Annotated in this window: 13 protein-coding genes and 1 tRNA gene; 9 read left to right on the top strand and 5 right to left on the bottom strand. The window is 58.8% G+C overall.

Going from position 1 to position 16,079, the window contains the following annotated elements:
- Positions 1 to 277 precede the first annotated feature (277 nt).
- Positions 278 to 4,237 (bottom strand): PAS domain-containing sensor histidine kinase, encoded by a 3,960-nt coding sequence (locus ACRQ1B_RS09035; RefSeq protein WP_432293254.1) that lies wholly within the window; start codon positions 4,235 to 4,237, stop codon positions 278 to 280.
- A gap of 245 nt (positions 4,238 to 4,482) precedes the next feature.
- Between ACRQ1B_RS09035 and ACRQ1B_RS09030 the strand changes: the two genes are divergently transcribed.
- Positions 4,483 to 4,929, top strand: a complete 447-nt coding sequence (locus ACRQ1B_RS09030) for a phasin family protein (RefSeq protein ID WP_432293253.1) — start codon at positions 4,483 to 4,485, stop codon at positions 4,927 to 4,929.
- Positions 4,930 to 5,055: 126 nt separating this feature from the next.
- A tRNA-His gene (locus ACRQ1B_RS09025) sits at positions 5,056 to 5,132 on the top strand.
- 381 nt (positions 5,133 to 5,513) lie between these two features.
- Here ACRQ1B_RS09025 and ACRQ1B_RS09020 read toward each other — a convergent pair.
- The 3 genes from ACRQ1B_RS09020 to ACRQ1B_RS09010 are packed head-to-tail and all read right to left on the bottom strand — an operon-like array spanning position 5,514 to position 7,552.
- Positions 5,514 to 6,452, bottom strand: coding sequence for a DMT family transporter (locus ACRQ1B_RS09020; RefSeq protein WP_432293252.1), 939 nt, complete (start codon positions 6,450 to 6,452; stop codon positions 5,514 to 5,516).
- Positions 6,449 to 6,868, bottom strand: a complete 420-nt coding sequence (locus tag ACRQ1B_RS09015) for a hypothetical protein (protein ID WP_432293251.1) — start codon at positions 6,866 to 6,868, stop codon at positions 6,449 to 6,451. The genes ACRQ1B_RS09020 and ACRQ1B_RS09015 overlap by 4 nt, the downstream gene beginning before the upstream one ends.
- A gap of 21 nt (positions 6,869 to 6,889) precedes the next feature.
- The gene (locus tag ACRQ1B_RS09010; protein WP_432293250.1) at positions 6,890 to 7,552 is read right to left on the bottom strand and encodes a pyridoxal-phosphate dependent enzyme; all 663 of its coding nucleotides are present in this window, start codon (positions 7,550 to 7,552) and stop codon (positions 6,890 to 6,892) included.
- Between the two features lie 233 nt (positions 7,553 to 7,785).
- Here ACRQ1B_RS09010 and ACRQ1B_RS09005 point away from each other — a divergent pair, with 233 nt between their 5' ends.
- Complete coding sequence (locus ACRQ1B_RS09005) at positions 7,786 to 8,697, top strand: LysR substrate-binding domain-containing protein (RefSeq protein ID WP_432293249.1); 912 nt, start codon at positions 7,786 to 7,788, stop codon at positions 8,695 to 8,697.
- 98 nt (positions 8,698 to 8,795) lie between these two features.
- On the opposite strand, the gene ACRQ1B_RS09000 is transcribed toward ACRQ1B_RS09005, so the two are convergent.
- Entirely contained in the window at positions 8,796 to 9,665 is an 870-nt protein-coding gene (locus ACRQ1B_RS09000; RefSeq protein WP_432293248.1) for a lipid kinase, read from the bottom strand.
- Positions 9,666 to 10,096: 431 nt separating this feature from the next.
- Between ACRQ1B_RS09000 and ACRQ1B_RS08995 the strand changes: the two genes are divergently transcribed.
- The 6 genes from ACRQ1B_RS08995 to ACRQ1B_RS08970 all read left to right on the top strand — a co-directional run bounded on the left by ACRQ1B_RS08995 (position 10,097) and on the right by ACRQ1B_RS08970 (position 16,055).
- Entirely contained in the window at positions 10,097 to 10,186 is a 90-nt protein-coding gene (locus ACRQ1B_RS08995) for a K(+)-transporting ATPase subunit F (RefSeq protein WP_432293247.1), read from the top strand.
- 35 nt (positions 10,187 to 10,221) lie between these two features.
- On the top strand, positions 10,222 to 11,925 hold the full coding sequence (gene kdpA / locus ACRQ1B_RS08990) for a potassium-transporting ATPase subunit KdpA (RefSeq protein ID WP_432293246.1): 1,704 nt from the start codon (positions 10,222 to 10,224) through the stop codon (positions 11,923 to 11,925).
- A gap of 10 nt (positions 11,926 to 11,935) precedes the next feature.
- Positions 11,936 to 12,091, top strand: coding sequence for a hypothetical protein (locus ACRQ1B_RS08985; RefSeq protein ID WP_432293245.1), 156 nt, complete (start codon positions 11,936 to 11,938; stop codon positions 12,089 to 12,091).
- Between the two features lie 103 nt (positions 12,092 to 12,194).
- Positions 12,195 to 14,255, top strand: a complete 2,061-nt coding sequence (gene kdpB, locus ACRQ1B_RS08980) for a potassium-transporting ATPase subunit KdpB (protein ID WP_432293244.1) — start codon at positions 12,195 to 12,197, stop codon at positions 14,253 to 14,255.
- A 12-nt stretch (positions 14,256 to 14,267) separates the two neighbouring features.
- Complete coding sequence (kdpC, locus tag ACRQ1B_RS08975) at positions 14,268 to 14,834, top strand: potassium-transporting ATPase subunit KdpC (protein WP_432293243.1); 567 nt, start codon at positions 14,268 to 14,270, stop codon at positions 14,832 to 14,834.
- A gap of 546 nt (positions 14,835 to 15,380) precedes the next feature.
- Complete coding sequence (locus ACRQ1B_RS08970; RefSeq protein WP_432293242.1) at positions 15,381 to 16,055, top strand: response regulator transcription factor; 675 nt, start codon at positions 15,381 to 15,383, stop codon at positions 16,053 to 16,055.
- The last annotated feature ends 24 nt before the right edge of the window (positions 16,056 to 16,079 follow it).

Below are 16,079 nucleotides of genomic sequence, written 5' to 3'. Positions count from 1 at the left end.
GCGGAAATACACAAATCATTGTCTCTTTGCGGGAGATAGGTGATTCTTTATCGTAAATTGCGCTTTTTACCTGGCGGATAATGGGAATTTTTACCGTTTGTTAAGATCTGTTGGTGCAAAGTTAATGTCGAACGGAAAAGTGGATTGTCGCCGGTTTCGGTGCTCTCTTTCGCCGTCTGACACTTTTTCCCGTCGTTGGGACAGCAGCATCAACTTATAAAAAGGCAGCCTCGGCTGCCTTCTTTTTTGCCCGCCTTCCGGTGGTGGTTCGCTGCTGTCAGTTGGCCAGAACACGCGGCGAGGGGAAGGTGACTTCCACCAGTGTTCCCTCGTTCGGTGCCGAAGAGATGGCAAAGGATGCCCGGTTGGCGTCCACCATCGCCTTGGTGAGCGGCAGCCCAAGGCCCGTGCCGTCGCCACGCTTGCGGGCGGCACCCGTCACCTGGCGGAAGGGTTTCATTGCCAGTTCCAGTTCCGATCGCGTCATGCCGACGCCGGTATCGCGAATGCGCAGGATGACACTGCCGTTCGCCTCAAAGGCGGTCGATACGACGATCTGCCCGCCGGACGGCGTGAAGCGGATGGCATTGGACAGGATGTTGAGCACGATCTGTTTGATCGAGCGCAGATCCGCCACCACCTGCGGCACGGCCTGTGACAGCGCTGTGCGGATGATCACCCGCTGGCCGTTGGCCTGCGGCTGGATGATCGACACGGCTTCCGACACGGTCTCGTTCAGACCGACGGCCTCGAATTCGAGATCCATCTCACCCGCTTCGATCTTGGAAATATCGAGCAGGTCGTTGACGATATCGAGCACATGGCGGCCGGATCGACCGATATCGTTTGCATATTCGATATAACGCGGATGGCCGATCGGTCCGAACCGTTCGGTCGCCATCATGTCGGCAAAACCGATAATGGCATTGAGCGGCGTGCGGATTTCGTGGCTCACATGCGCCAGAAAATCGCTCTTGTGGCCATTGGCGGTCTCGGCCGCGCGCTTGGCGTTGCGAAGCTCTTCCTCGGTACGCTTCCACTGGGTGATGTCGCGGATGACGGCGCAATAACCGTTCGACGAGGTCAACCGCCCGATGGTCATGAACAGCGGCAGGAAACCGCCACCGGATTCGCGGCCGATCACCTCGCGTCCATCGTTCAAGACGCTCGCAACCCCATGGCCGGACAGGCCGCCGAGATAATCGATGACCGAGCGCTGGCTTTCATGGGCAAACAGCATGACGAAAGGCCTGCCCACCGTTTCGTCATTGTCATAATTAAACAGCGCGCTCGCGGCCCGGTTCATCGAGCGCACATCCCCTTCGGACCCGATAATAACGACGCCATCTGTCGCGGTTTCGAGAATGGAACGCAATTCGTCCACCTCAACCTGCAGGCGGGAAACCTCGGCGGCAACGGCCGGCAGGTCCGCGTCTTCAAGGGCCTCGGAGGAGGGCTCGTCGGCGATACCGGCAAGCACCGGCGACGGCTCGGTGTGAGTTACCACAGGCATCAGCGCCAGCATCAAGGCGGTCGACTGGTCCCAGCCGATCGATTGCAGGCGAGCGCTGACCGGCACCAGCGTATCATCGGCACGCACCACGACCATGCCGCCGGCTTCGGACGTGGTAGCCTCGAGCTCGTCACGCTGCAGAAGGGCGTCGAGGCCGCCAAATTCCTCCAGTTGATCGAGGGTTTCATAGCCGGTCAGGCGCAAAAATTCCGGGTTGGCATGAAACAGCGTGTCGCCCGCATGCACGATCAGTGCGACCGGCATCTGGTCGAGAATCTCGGCCGTCAGTTCGGGCCGCGTCCGTACCGGGATGCCGGAATGGAATTCCGGCTCTTCGGTTTCAGTCTCGTTGTCATCCTCGGCATCGACCTCGTCGGTCTCGGACGTCACAGCCTGATCGAGCAGCGGCAAGACATCGGAGACGGTCTCTTCCTCCGCCGTTTCCTGCGGCTCCGGACTGTCGTCGATATCGTCCGCGGCGTCGACAATGGTGTCGGCCGGCCGCTCGTCCGTCTCGAAAATGTCGGTGGCGGGGACGGCGTCCTGTTCGTCCGCGTCGAGGGTTTCAACCGGCGCATTTTCGTTGGCATAGGCCGCAGCGACCGTATCGACCTCGTCAAACTCGTTTTCGTCGGACGGCGTATCGAGGCGGCGGCCAATCTCCACGAATGCGGCCTGCTCGCCGGGCGTCAGGCCTTCCTTTCGGAAACGACGCTCTTCGAACTGAATGACCTTGTCGGAATGACGGCGGGCCGGCGTTTCAACAAGGCGAAGCGCCGGTTTTTCCTCGGCAGGCGCGGGCAGCGTATCAGCGTCGAACACAACAGGTTCGGCCGTAACGATGTTTTGCTCGTCTGCCGCATCAGGAGCATCCTCCGTCATGTCGGCAAAATCGGCTTCTGCTTCAGCCTCGGTTGCGGCGCCGGCAAACGGGTCCTCTTCCGTCTCCGACAGATTTGCATCCGTATCCGTCGATGCCGGAGCAGTCAGATCGACAATGTCATCGACAATCTCGCCCGCCATTTCATCCGGCGCCATGTCGGTTTCGCTGCCTGCCTCGGTCGGCACCAGCGTCACGCCGATCGCCAGCGAATCTTCCGCCACATCGGCAACGCGCACGATGCCGAAACCGCGGAAACCATCGAATTCGCGGTTGCGGGTATAGGTGGGCAGAGCAGCCAGATCGACCGGCACCTTCAGCGTCGTTCCTTCGATCGGCCACCAGATGGTTTTGCCGGACCAGGTATCGCGCTTGCGCAAAAGCTCGGCGATCTTGCCGTCAGGATCGAAATTGAAGAGCGCCGCGAGGTCCGAAAACGCAAGCCCGTTGATATCGGCCGCATGCGGGCCGACCACCCGGGCAAACTCGCTGGACACTTCGCTGAACCGGCCCTCGGCATCGATCTTCCAGACAAAGCGCGTGGCGCGCATGTCGGGCGAGAAGACGAAGGGTTCCGAACCGGAGCTTCTGGCCGTGCCGAAGAACATCGGTGCCGGCGGGCTTTGAGGCTCGTCCGTCACCGCCGGCAGGTTTTCCGCTGCAACCAATGTTTCCGTCGGTTCCGAGTCTGTCGGCACGACCGGGTCGGCCTCCGCATCCAAAACCGTATCGGTCGGCACATCGCTATCGGCTTGCGTTTCGGCCTCATCCTCGGCGTCCGGGTATTCCTCGGAAGCAATTGTCGCGTTATCGCCTTCCGTATCCGGCGCGTTGCCAAAACTATCCAGCAACGCCTGCCGCACATCGGCCATGGCCTGCTCGGTTTCGGTCGAGGCGCTCACCGTCGCGTCGGACGGCTCGAATTCGGCTTCTTCGTTCGGCTCGTCATCCACTTCGGTTATGTCTGCCAGAGCATCCAGTGCTTCGGTATAACCATCGGCGGCAGGCGCTTCATGCACGTCGGGCAGGGAAGCGTCGATGACCGGCGACTGCGCAACGGTGGCTTCCGGCTCGATCTCTTCGGACAGGATTTCAGGGGCAGGAGTAGTGGTGACGATGACGCCCTGTTCGCTGTCGTGCTCGTCGCCTCTGCTTTCCATCGGAATGATCTCGCCCGAATCCGCGTCCGGCTCGACGATGAAGAGAAGATGCATGGCCGGCGTGTCGGAGACCCTGCCCATGGCGGCGGGCAGGTAACCAAGGCTGGTGGGCACCGGCCGCTTGACGAGGCCTTCGTTGTGGACTGTCGCCATGTTGACCAGCATGCGGGCGGTATGCGGTGTCAGGTCGAGTGTGGCAAAACGCGGCGAGGCGGCCAGAATCTGTCCGTTTTGGTCCAGCACGGCGCGATGCGTATCGGTATCGTCGAACCCCTCGATCATGCGGGCAGCGCATTGGGGGATGGACATGGCGCCATCGGTGGCCGGCGCCGCCACCAGAATGGCGCGGTCCTGCCCGATGCTGATCAGTTCACAGATCGCCTGCACGGTGGTGCGTTGAAAACCGCTGGTGATACGCATCATGAAGGAGCGGCTGTCGCCGTCGTTCTTCAGTGCGCGTGCGGCGCCTTCCGCCTGTCGGAAGGAGACATCCATCGGCTCGGTGCCATGATCGAGAAAATCATAGATGGACTCGTGGCCGAAAAGCTCTGCCCCGCGTCCGTTCGCCCACAGCGCGTGTTTCATGTCCGGCGAAAAGATGACGATCGCCTCGCCACCGGAAAGGCGCGCGCGGATACGCGAATGAACGGCAATGTCTATAAACGGATACTGTACAGCGGACATGAACGAACCCTGGGAGCACCTTCGTCAGATACGCGGCGCCAGATACGCGGCGATGAGCCAAGTTAACATATTGTTAGTAACTTCACAGCGGCTTGTGGTCCACCTTCGCGACCTTGCTATCGGGCAAAAGGGTTAACGCCGCAGAGTGCGATGCACAATCATATTGCGATGCACAATTAGATGATGTAAATATAGAGACGAGGAGTACTTTCTGATCGCCAAACAGATGTCGAGGAGGACATGATATGGCTTATAAAGCCGATGATTTCTTTGGATTTTCCGCATTCGACCCGAGCCGCATGGCGCAAGGTTTTCGCGAGGCCGCGCAGATGGGCGCTGACCAGTCGCGCGAGGCCTATGCGCAGCTGCGCGATGTCACGGCGGATGCGACGAAAACTGTGGAGGACACGTTTCGCTCCGCCCGATCGGGTTCGTTCGAACTCGGCATGAAGGCGGCGGATGCGATGCGCGGCAGTGCCGATCTGTCGATCGCACATATGCAGGCGTTGATGGGTGTGCGTTCCGTTTCCGACCTGATCGAGCTGCAATCGAGTTTCGTGCGCAAGCAGGCGGAACTGACTGTGGAAAACGTGCGCGAGCTGCAGGAGGCGACCCGTAAGGTGGCCGAAGAGGTGGCGAAGCCCGGTCGTGATGCCGCAGAGCGGGCCATGGCCGGCTTCAAGGCGGCCTGATTTCGTGCGTCCGTCATAAAGACCATGTGCTGTCATGTGGTCTTTATGATATGTGTGGATGTTAGGGGCTTGCAAAACGAGTTTTATCCTCGTATGTGAGCCGCAGACGCAACGAGCGTCTGATGTGCGGTTGTAGCTCAGTTGGTTAGAGCGCAGGTTTGTGGCACCTGAGGTCGGTGGTTCGACCCCACTCAACCGTACCATTCCCCTCTCCCGATAAGTCTAAAGTCACAAGGACTTCCCGGGAGAGGGGAAACATTTTTCCTGACATTCTTGGCAGCGAGAACGCCTGTTTTTCGTCTGCATACCGTTCGCACTGCATCGCCAATGCAGATTGGATCGCGAAAACATCCGCATATGGCGCCGGTTGGTCGCCATAACATTCGGTATAGGCGACCAACAATTGGGTGAGGCGATGTCTGAAAGAAGGGCTGCCAAGTCATCCACGATAGCGCTTCGGTTCGTGACATTCATTGCGTTGTCATCGGCGCAATCACGATCGTGGTGATCACTATACGAACAGGTCGACGTCGCGACTGCGATACTTGTTGAGGCCGACTTGCCGCCGCCGAGCGGTGTCTTTTTCATGCAGCTTTGTCAGGATGCCGTCTCTTTTTGTTGCACTCTCTTTCTTGTTTGCGTGTTGCCAACATCACGCCTCCAGACAGGATCAGAATGCTGCCCAGAAAGACGTTGCTTGAGATTTTTTCGTGAAAAAGGAGCCATCCAAACGCTGCTCCAAACACAATCCAGACGTAACGGATCGGTCCGATGACTGCGGCATCCGCCAATTTGAATGCCTGGATGTTGCAGGCTTGTCCTGCGATTGCGAGTGGTCCCAGTAACAAGAAAAGGATGGTGTGGGACGTGGGCAGGCCATGCCATTGCAGAAAGGCAGGTATGGCAAACAAGGCGGCCCCAAAGAGGTTTACATAATACAGCACAATGAGTGCATCTTCAGAACGGGCAAGCCTCTTTATGAGAATATTTTCAGCGGCAACAAGTAACGCGCCGGATAAAGCCACCAGCGCCGGAAGCAGCATGGACGTTTCTGTCTGCAGCCTGAAACCGCCGCCTGCCACGATGATCATCGCCCCGAGCAGGCAGATAGCTGCCGCCCCCCATTGCTTGATACTCACGCGTTCGCCCAGCAGCAGAATGCCGAGAACGACAGTAAACAGCCCATCCAGCAAACCGATTGCGGTCGCGTTCGCCACTGTCATATGGGTTGCCGCATAAATCGCCGCCATGGAACCAAACCCGCCACACGCGGCTCGGATAAAATGAATATGAACCTGCCCGGTTCGGAAATGTAAGGAACGCCTGCCGCATATCGGTGCCAATACCAACACGGTTATCAAACCGCCGACATAACGCAGCCAAACGATCTGGCTTGCCGCAGCAAAATTTCCAGTCAGCTTGCCCGAGACATACATGAAAGAAAAGAGGCCGACCGCGAGTACCGCCCAGCCAACGCCTTTGGCATTGGCGAGGGGATCGCCGGATACCGTAAGATGTGTCACGGATTGTATCCCGCGGGCCGAGGCTGTGGGTCGTGGCCCGTCAGATCATGGAAGTGACGTCGATCCCACTCCATGCGGCACCATCCATGCCCTACCTTATCCAGCGATAATATCCTGCTGGGAAACGCGTAGGTTACCTCCATCTCGTCCGCCCATTGGGAACGCCAAGCCGGGTTGAATATGGTTTCCACGTAGCGAACCCCGTGATCGGGAAGAATGGTGAGCACGTTTTTCTCTGGATCACGATCGGCAGCCCATTGCGCGACCGTCAAGGCCGCGCCGCTGGATGGTCCGACCAGCAACCCGGTTTGCTGGTGAAATTCGTCCACTGTCTGCACCATCTTTGGGACCGGAACCCAATGGACTTCATCGCAAAGCTCGAAATTCACATTTCCCATCGGAATGCCCGCGCCCATCGCAAGTATCTGCTCGAATGTCTAACGGCACATCCGTGTTATCTTTGTTGCATTGGCTCCGAAGATAACGCTCCTGTTGTGATCGACTGCGACCACTTTCAGCTTGGGATTGGCCTTGCCGAGAACTGCGGCCACACCGAACAACGAGCCTCCACTCCCCACTGTGCCGACGATGACATCAATCCGTGGTTCAATTTCAAGCGCACGTCTGGCTATCGGAGCATAGGAGGCGGAATTGAGCGGATTGGTGTATTGCTGCGGCCAGAAGCTTTCCTTGTGCTGATCCAGCAGTTTGTAAAGAACGTCCAGCCGCGCCTGCTGAATGCTGCCAGCACAGTTTCGGCTCGCTTCGACGATATGCAAACGCGCTCCCAAATTTTCCAGACGCCATCTCACGATGTCGGAGACAGGGCCAGTCACGAGAGTGAGTTTGAGATCATACAGCGAGCACAGGATCGACAGTGCGAGCGCAAAGGTTCCAGAGCTGCTTTCGATGACATGACCGCCACGCTGGATGATACCTCGCGCCAGCGCATCATCCAGAATTCGTTTCGCTGGTGTGAACTTCATGAGGTCGAATTTGGCGGCGAGCAGATTTGAGCGCACCGGCACAAACGATGGAAATGAGAGGTTCTCGACGATGGAAGGCAACTGTGGCTTAAAAGGTGCATTCATGGTTTCCATCCTCATATCCGGAAAATAACCAGCACTTCGATCCCCGCCTCGACAGCGGCGGATTCACTGAAGAAGGCCGCGCCAGACACACAAAGCCGGTGACAGAAATCCTGGTCATTCATGGAGAATGGGCAGAGACGTCACGGACTTCGGCTGAACGCTAGACAGAGGTGATGATACAATCCAATATGATTTGATCAGGAGTGTATGCGTTTTTGATATAGGTTCCGATGAAGATCACGATGAGTCAGCTTGAAGCGTTTCACTCCGTCATGACACTCGGAACGGCCACCGCCGCCGCAAACGTGTTAAATACGTCTCAGCCCTCAATCACACGCGCTATATTTCAGCTTGAGCAAGCGACCACTCTTGTACTCTTCGAGCGCAAGAAAGGCCGATTGGTGCCAACCGCTGACGCGATGGAAATATTCACCGCGGTTCACGAGGCCTTTCAGGGCATCGATCATATCCGCCATGTTGCCGAAAACATTCAGCGCCGCCGTGTCGGGAAGTTGCGTTTCGCCTGCCTTCCTGCGTTTTCGCAGGGTTTCATCGCCCGGATTATCGCCGAATTCTCGAAGCGCTATCCGCAGGTCGATGTTTCCGTTAATCCGCTGTTGTCATCCGATATCATCTCGGCGGTTCGGGACCGCGCGATCGATCTTGGCGTCGCGGCCTATGAGACGGATGCGCCTGGCTTGCGCAGCCAGCGATTCACGAGCTGCGATGAAGTCGTGATTATGCCCGAAAGCCATCCTTTGGCTTCGAAGAAGATTATTCGGCTGACGGATTTCGCAAGCGAAAAGGTTGTCCGGCTGGGAGAGGGGGACGCCTATTCCCAACGGCTGGTCAATCTGCTCGATCAGCACGGCTTGAAAATCAGCAGCTCCGTCGAAACGCAAACAAGTGCGAGTGTATGCGCCATGGTTGCGCAGGGGGTTGGCATCGCCGTCGTCAATCCGCTGACTGCCATCGACTTTCTCAATGCAAACCTTGTTCTGCGACGTTTTGAGCACTCCATGCCGTTTGTGACAACGTTGCTGCAGCCGGAGAATGGCGCCCGCTCCAAGGTTCTGGATGCATTCCTGCGATTGTTGATGAGCCAGCGCGATCTGGATCTGGAAAAAGCCATGCAAGCCTGTGATGCGCTTTAATGTGATGTCCTGTCGGCGCATCAAACGGATGCGTGCGTGCTCACGTGATGTGATTGCCGCTCACGGATTGACCGCGCAGGCCTTTTAGAGACAGAGCCTCACGGCACGAACACACGCAGCGCGCCTTCAAGAATGGCAAACTCGACCGGTGTTTTCGTCTTCAATTCCCCATCGAGATTGACCGCCCGGCTTTTGCTGGTCCTGATCGTCAGTGCCTTGGTGGAAAACGAGCGGACGTCGTTCCAGCGACCATGCGTGCCCCGTCGCAGTGCAGGCAGCAGGCTGAGAAGTCGCCACCAGTGATCGACCTCGAGACTGTAGAAATCGAGCATGCCGTCGGTCGCGGTGGCCTCGGAATGAACCGTCATGCCGCCGCCATAAAAGCGGCCATTGCCGACCGAAACCTGCAATGTCTTCAGCTCCTCGGTTCGGCCGTCATGTTCCAGATGGGCGGTAAACAGACGTGATCCCGCCAGCAGACGCCCGGCAATGATGCCGTAACCGAGCTTGCCCCAGCGTTTTTTTGCTTCCTGCGTCAGCGAGGCAGCCAGATCCGCGCTGAAGCCGATGCTTGCAACGTTAAAAAACGGGTGGCCATTGGCCTGTCCCAGGTCGACAGCCACCGTCTTTCCTTTGGCGATGACCTCGACTGCCGCGCCAAGATCGAGTGGAAGCCCCATCGTTCTCGCAAAGTCGTTAGCCGTGCCCAGCGGAAGCACACCCAATGGCAGCCGCGTTTCCAGCAGGCCGGGCGCGGCACCGTTGAGGCTGCCGTCCCCGCCACCGACAATCACCAGCTCCACGCCGTCACGATGCGCCATGATGGCGTCGGATGCATCGCCGGCAGTGCCGGTCGGTTCGACGAGGTCAAACCCCGCCTGAGCGAGAAGCTGTTTCGCAACTGGCAGGTTTTCGCGGCCACGTCGCGAATAGGGATTGATGAGAAGAAGCGCCTTCTTGCGGTTCATGCTGTTCCGATCTGTCAATGCACGAGCATTTATATGTGCAGTGCAGCATAGAATCTCAATATGGGCTTCCGACTCTCCGGTGTCCCACCGTCAGGCCTTGATACGCCGGGATAATGACAGCTGGACCAATGTGCGGCCTGTGGTTCGCAAACCACTATGGGATTCCTATTTCTTCCACCCGGCCCCCGTCTCGAAACCCTATGCGGTTTGGGCACATATCCTCAAACGAGGGATCGAGACGATCCGCTCCGTGCCGGAAGGTTTGACAGGCGACGCCCGATCAAGGCGGCGCTTTTTGCCCTGTCTGGCTGCGACCAGACACAAGGAGTCCGGATCAATGTTGGATTTGATTTTACTCGGTGGCGCAGTGGCCTTTTTCGGTCTGTGCTTCGCTTATGCCCGCGCCTGCGACAGGCTGTGAGGAGGGCATCATGATCGTTGATTATGTCCTCGCCGGCGGCGTCACCGTTTTCCTCGCGGTCTACCTGACCTACGCCCTCATTCGCCCTGAACGCTTCTGAACCGGAAGCTTCCGGCTGCTTGAAAGTTTCCTCTCATGACCCTCAACGGATGGCTACAGATCCTCGTCTTCTGCGGGATTCTCATCATTCTCGTCAAACCGCTCGGCGCCTACATGACGCGGGTGTTTTCCGGTGAACGCACCGTGCTTTCCATCGTTTTCGTCCCGGTCGAACGCGGCCTTTATGCGCTGGCCGGCACCAGCGAGCGCGAAGAGCAGCACTGGACGGCCTACGCCTTTTCCATGTTGATGTTCAATCTGTTCGGCTTGCTGCTGCTCTACGGCCTCCTGCGTCTGCAGGATGTTCTGCCGATGAACCCGGCCGGCCTTGCCTCTCCCGGTCCCGAACTGTCGTTCAACACCGCCATTAGCTTTGTCGCCAACACCAACTGGCAGAGTTACGGTGGCGAAAGCACGATGTCTAACTTCAGCCAGATGGTCGGGCTGGCCGTGCAGAATTTTGTGTCCGCCGCCACCGGCATGGCCATCGCCATCGGCCTCATCCGCGCCTTTTCACGCGCATCGGGCAAGGCGATCGGCAATTTCTGGGTCGATATGACCCGTGCCACCCTCTACATTCTTCTGCCGATCTGCGTGGTGCTGACGCTCGCCTATGTCTGGCTCGGCGTGCCGCAGACATTTGGCGCTTACGTCAACGCCACGACGCTGGAAGGCGCACAGCAGACCATCGCTGTCGGCCCCGTCGCTTCGCAGTTGGCGATCAAAATGCTCGGCACCAATGGCGGCGGTTTCTTCAACGCCAATTCGGCGCATCCGTTCGAAAACCCCGACAACATCTCCAACATGATCCAGATGCTGTCGATCTTTGCGATCGGCGCCGCCTTCACCAATGTGTTCGGGCGCATGGTCGGCAACCAGCGCCAGGGCTGGGCCATTCTTGCCGCGATGGGGGCGCTGTTCATCGTCGGCGTCGGTATCGTTTATTGGGCGGAAGCCGCCGGTAATCCGATCCTGCATGCGATGGGCCTGTCCGGCGGCAACATGGAGGGCAAGGAAGTCCGCTTCGGGATCGTCATGTCGTCGCTGTTCGCCGTCATCACCACGGCGGCCTCCTGCGGCGCCGTCAATGCCATGCATGGCTCGTTCACCGCGCTCGGCGGCCTCATACCGCTCATCAACATGCAGCTTGGCGAAGTCATCGTCGGCGGCGTCGGCGCGGGTTTTTACGGTATCGTGCTGTTCATCATCATCGCCATCTTCGTGGCGGGCCTGATGGTCGGCCGCACACCGGAATATCTCGGCAAGAAGATCGAGGCGAAGGAAATGAAGATGGCGGTGCTCGCCATTCTGTGCCTGCCACTCGCCATGCTGATCTTCACCGCGGTCGCCAGCATTCTGCCCTCGGCGGTCGCGTCGATCGGTACGGCCGGCCCGCACGGTTTTTCCGAAATCCTCTATGCCTACACCTCGGCTGCCGCCAACAACGGCTCCGCCTTCGGTGGTCTGTCGGCCAACACGCCGTGGTTCAACATCACGCTCGGCATCGGCATGCTGATGGGCCGTTTCCTGGTCATCGTGCCGGCGCTTGCCATTGCCGGTTCGCTGGTCGCCAAGAAGACGGTGCCTGCGTCCGCCGGCACATTCCCAACCGATGGCCCGCTCTTCGTCGGCCTGCTGGTCGGCACGATCCTGATCGTCGGCGGCCTGACCTTCCTGCCGTCACTGGCGCTTGGCCCGGTGGTCGAACACCTCGCCATGATCGCCGGCCAGACATTCTGAGGTGATCCCCATGAGCATTCGTCAGGCGCTCAAACGGCAATCCCTTCTCGCTTCGCACAAGCGGAGCGGGGAGGTGCCCCGCTGGTGCAACGGCTCGAACGCCATTCTTGCGATGATGGCGGCCGTCTTCGCCATCGTCTGTTTCGTCGAAATCCTGTGGGGCTGACCGTACGGCGGTCGCCCCTTTCAAAAGGCTGGAGTCTCATATGAGCCAGGCACATTCTACACCTAATCCGAGGGCTGCGAGCATTCCAAGATCCGCAAGCATCATGGACAGCCGCATTCTCATTCCGGCGATCGGAGCGGCTTTCACCAAGCTCAATCCCAAAACGCTCGTTAAAAACCCGGTCATGTTCGTCGTGGCCACGGTGTCGGTCCTGACATCGGTCCTCTTCCTGCGCGATCTCGCCGGCGGCAGCGAAAACCTCGGCTTCTCGTTCCAGATCAACCTCTGGCTCTGGTTCACCGTGCTGTTTGCAAACTTTGCCGAAGCGGTTGCCGAAGGCCGCGGCAAGGCGCAGGCGGACAGCCTGCGCAAGGCGCGAACCGAAACGCAGGCCAAGCTGCTGTCGGGCGATGATCGCGGCAGTTATGCCATGGTGCCGGGCACGTCGCTGAGGGTCAACGACATCGTGTTGGTCGAAGCGGGCGATATCATTCCGTCCGATGGCGAAGTGATCGAAGGTGTCGCCTCGGTCAACGAGGCGGCGATCACCGGTGAATCCGCGCCCGTCATCCGTGAATCGGGTGGCGACCGTTCTGCTGTCACCGGCGGCACGCAGGTTCTGTCTGACTGGATCAAGGTGCGCATCACCGCCGCGGCCGGTTCGACCTTCATCGACCGGATGATTTCGCTGGTCGAAGGTGCCGAACGACAGAAGACGCCGAACGAGATCGCGCTCAACATCCTGCTGGCCGGCATGACGCTGATTTTTGTGCTCGCCGTCGCAACGATCCCGGCTTTTGCCGCCTATGCCGGCGGCTCGATTTCGATCTTCGTTCTCGTTGCCCTGTTCGTGACACTGATCCCGACGACAATAGGCGCGCTTCTGTCGGCCATCGGTATTGCCGGTATGGACCGTCTGGTGCGCTTCAACGTGCTGGCCATGTCGGGCCGCGCGGTGGAAGCTGCCGGCGACGTCGATACGTTGCTGCTCGACAAGACCGGCACGATCACGCTCGGCAACCGTCAGGCGACGGCGTTCCGGCCGGTGCGCGGCGTCTCCGAACAGGAGCTTGCCGATGCCGCCCAGCTTGCTTCGCTTGCCGATGAAACACCGGAGGGGCGTTCCGTCGTCGTGCTGGCCAAGGAAAAATACGCCATCCGCGCCCGCGACATGAACAGCCTCAAGGCGACCTTCGTGCCCTTCACCGCCCAGACGCGCATGAGCGGCGTCGATCTCGACGGCAGTCAGATCCGCAAGGGTGCGGTCGATGCGATGCTTGCGTATGTCGGCGGCGGCTCCCTTCCTGTGTCGGGCAATACGGCGATTGCCGCCAATCCGCAGTCAGACACGGTGCGGGAGTTGCAGTCGATCGCCGACGAGATCGCCAAGGCCGGCGGTACGCCGCTCGCCGTTGCGCGCGACGGAAAACTGCTCGGCGTCATCCAGCTGAAGGATATCGTCAAGGGCGGCATCCGCGAGCGTTTTGCCGAACTGCGACGCATGGGCATCCGCACGGTGATGATCACCGGCGACAATCCGATGACGGCCGCTGCCATCGCCGCCGAGGCCGGTGTGGATGATTTTCTGGCTCAGGCGACGCCGGAAAACAAACTGCAGCTGATCCGCGACGAACAGGCTAAGGGCAAGCTGGTCGCCATGTGCGGCGATGGCACCAACGACGCGCCGGCGCTGGCGCAGGCCGATGTCGGCGTCGCCATGAACACCGGTACGGTCGCCGCCCGCGAAGCCGGTAACATGGTCGATCTCGACAGCGACCCGACCAAGCTCATCGAGATCGTCGAGATCGGCAAACAGCTGCTGATGACCCGCGGGGCGCTGACGACCTTTTCGATCGCCAACGACATCGCCAAATATTTCGCCATCATCCCGGCGATGTTCCTGGCCTTCTATCCGCAGCTTGGCGTGCTCAACGTCATGGGCCTTGCCACGCCGCAAAGCGCCATCCTGTCGGCGATCATCTTCAATGCGCTGATCATCGTCGCCCTGATCCCGCTGTCGCTCAAGGGCGTCAAATACCGGGCCGTCGGCGCCGGTGCGCTTTTGTCGCGCAACCTGCTGATCTACGGCCTCGGCGGCATCGTCCTTCCCTTCTTTGCCATCAAGGCAATCGACATAGCCATCACGGCCATCGGTCTCGCCTGAGGAGTTTTTGACATGTTGAAGCAAATCCGTCCGGCACTGGTGATGATCCTTGCCACAACCGCCATCACCGGCCTCATCTATCCCTTTGCCATGACCGGCATCGCGCAGGCCATTTTTCCCGCGCAGGCCAATGGCAGCCTGATCGAGAAGGATGGTCAGATTATCGGCTCGAAACTGATCGGCCAGGCCTTCGCCGGTGAGCAGTATTTCCATGGCCGCCCATCGGCCGCGGGTGATGGTTACAACGCTGCCTCGTCGTCAGGCTCCAATCTGGGCCCGACCAGCCAGAAACTGATCGACCGCGTGAAGACGGATTACGAGGCGGCCAAGGCGTCTAATCCGAATGCCGAGGTGCCGATCGATCTCGTCACGGCTTCGGGCAGCGGGCTTGATCCGCATATCTCGCCGGAAGCGGCGCTGTTTCAGGTGGGCCGCGTGGCGCGTTTCCGCAACATGGATGAAGCCTCGGTCAGGGCGCTCGTTGACGCCCATGTCGAGGGGCGCCAGCTGGGCTTTCTTGGCGAACCTGTCGTCAACGTGCTTGCGCTGAACATGGCACTCGATGCGCCGCGTCCCTGAGTAAGTGAATAGTAAAACCCGCAACCGGCGGTCATCGCGAAAAAAATCCGCCGGTTGTTGTTTTTCGTCCCCAGCAGGGAGATTCTGCCGCTCTCGGGCAGTCGGGCTCGGCCCATCAATAGGTCAGGATTTTAACCGGTTGCTTTCGACACATGCAGAGACGTGCCGCCGATCCATGTGATCTGATGGTATTACGACGCATTTAGAGCTGCAATTTTAGTGTTGATCGCCATCTTTATTTAAGGCAAAACTGTGGCGTGGACGGGTTTGCTATGGCGAAAAAGGTGTTATTTGAACTGTTCTCGCGGCATGTCGTTGTGAATAATTTATATTCATTTTGATACTAGGATGCACCATTTTGGGATTTTAGCATCCGACGGTTGTCGTTTTCCCGCTATCGGGGTAAAAATGCGGGAAAACTAAATAAGTAGTTGCGTTTAAACGAATTTTCTCCTTGTGCGGGAGCAGATATTCGGGTGGTATGACCCCAGTTTATAGCTGGGTACTACATCTTACATTATGCCTAAAGAGACACCTTTTGCAGTAGTGAGCCGCAAGCTGCTTGATGCCTGGCTCGCATCTGATGCCAATCGTCCTGCCGATGCTATCGATATCTATCGTGGCGTTGTGGATCTTCTTTCCGCTCGCATGCGTTTGACGCTCATTCGCATCGATGAGGGCGATCCATGGCAATGGCAGATGCGGGCTATTCGGACCTATGGTTTTGCCTCTCGCCTTCTCGACATGGCTAAGCTTCTGCCTGATGGTCCGCTCGGCAATGTCACGGATCGCCAGTTCATGGAGCACGCGGTGGTGCCGCGCATGCAGGAGGTCATCAAGACGCAACAGCCGGTGATCGAAACCGTAAAGACGAAGGTTTTCGGCCTCAGCGTCGGTTACGACCGTATCATGCTGGCCCAGAAAAATGCCGTCCGCCCGGAATGGGTGATCACCTGCACCATGGGGCGCTTCATGTTCGTTGCGCCGCAAAAGACTGCCGAACTCGACCTGACGGACGAGTCGATCGTTCAGTTGCTGGTCGAAGGGGCGACCGCCAAGGAAATAGCCGCCGAGATCAACGTGTCGCCGCGCACCGTCGAGCATCGTCTCGAGCGGATGAAAGACCGGATGGGCGCGCGAAATCTGGTGCAGCTCACCGCCATGCTGATGGCGCATCGGCTGGGGCACGGACATCCGGAGCTTGAACTCCGTCGCGATTGATCGCGACGGTCTTTATAGAAGCAG

The sequence above is a fragment of the Endobacterium panacihumi genome (assembly GCF_050847465.1).
GTDB classification, from domain to species: domain Bacteria; phylum Pseudomonadota; class Alphaproteobacteria; order Rhizobiales; family Rhizobiaceae; genus Neorhizobium; species Neorhizobium panacihumi.
Note: the sequence above shows the minus strand (reverse complement) of the source record. Positions and strands in the feature narration are given on the sequence as shown.

What these genes read in the sequence shown, in the direction of transcription:
- ACRQ1B_RS09010 (WP_432293250.1), bottom strand. Translation starts at nt 7,552, where the DNA reads ATGGAAACCATGAATGCACCTTTTAAGCCACAGTTGCCTTCCATCGTC.
- ACRQ1B_RS08995 (WP_432293247.1), top strand. Translation starts at nt 10,097, where the DNA reads ATGATCGTTGATTATGTCCTCGCCGGCGGCGTCACCGTTTTCCTCGCG.
- kdpC (WP_432293243.1), top strand. Translation starts at nt 14,268, where the DNA reads ATGTTGAAGCAAATCCGTCCGGCACTGGTGATGATCCTTGCCACAACC.
- ACRQ1B_RS09005 (WP_432293249.1), top strand. Translation starts at nt 7,786, where the DNA reads ATGAGTCAGCTTGAAGCGTTTCACTCCGTCATGACACTCGGAACGGCC.
- ACRQ1B_RS09000 (WP_432293248.1), bottom strand. Translation starts at nt 9,665, where the DNA reads ATGAACCGCAAGAAGGCGCTTCTTCTCATCAATCCCTATTCGCGACGT.
- kdpA (WP_432293246.1), top strand. Translation starts at nt 10,222, where the DNA reads ATGACCCTCAACGGATGGCTACAGATCCTCGTCTTCTGCGGGATTCTC.
- ACRQ1B_RS09035 (WP_432293254.1), bottom strand. Translation starts at nt 4,237, where the DNA reads ATGTCCGCTGTACAGTATCCGTTTATAGACATTGCCGTTCATTCGCGT.
- kdpB (WP_432293244.1), top strand. Translation starts at nt 12,195, where the DNA reads ATGGACAGCCGCATTCTCATTCCGGCGATCGGAGCGGCTTTCACCAAG.
- ACRQ1B_RS08985 (WP_432293245.1), top strand. Translation starts at nt 11,936, where the DNA reads ATGAGCATTCGTCAGGCGCTCAAACGGCAATCCCTTCTCGCTTCGCAC.
- ACRQ1B_RS09015 (WP_432293251.1), bottom strand. Translation starts at nt 6,868, where the DNA reads ATGGGCGCGGGCATTCCGATGGGAAATGTGAATTTCGAGCTTTGCGAT.
- ACRQ1B_RS09030 (WP_432293253.1), top strand. Translation starts at nt 4,483, where the DNA reads ATGGCTTATAAAGCCGATGATTTCTTTGGATTTTCCGCATTCGACCCG.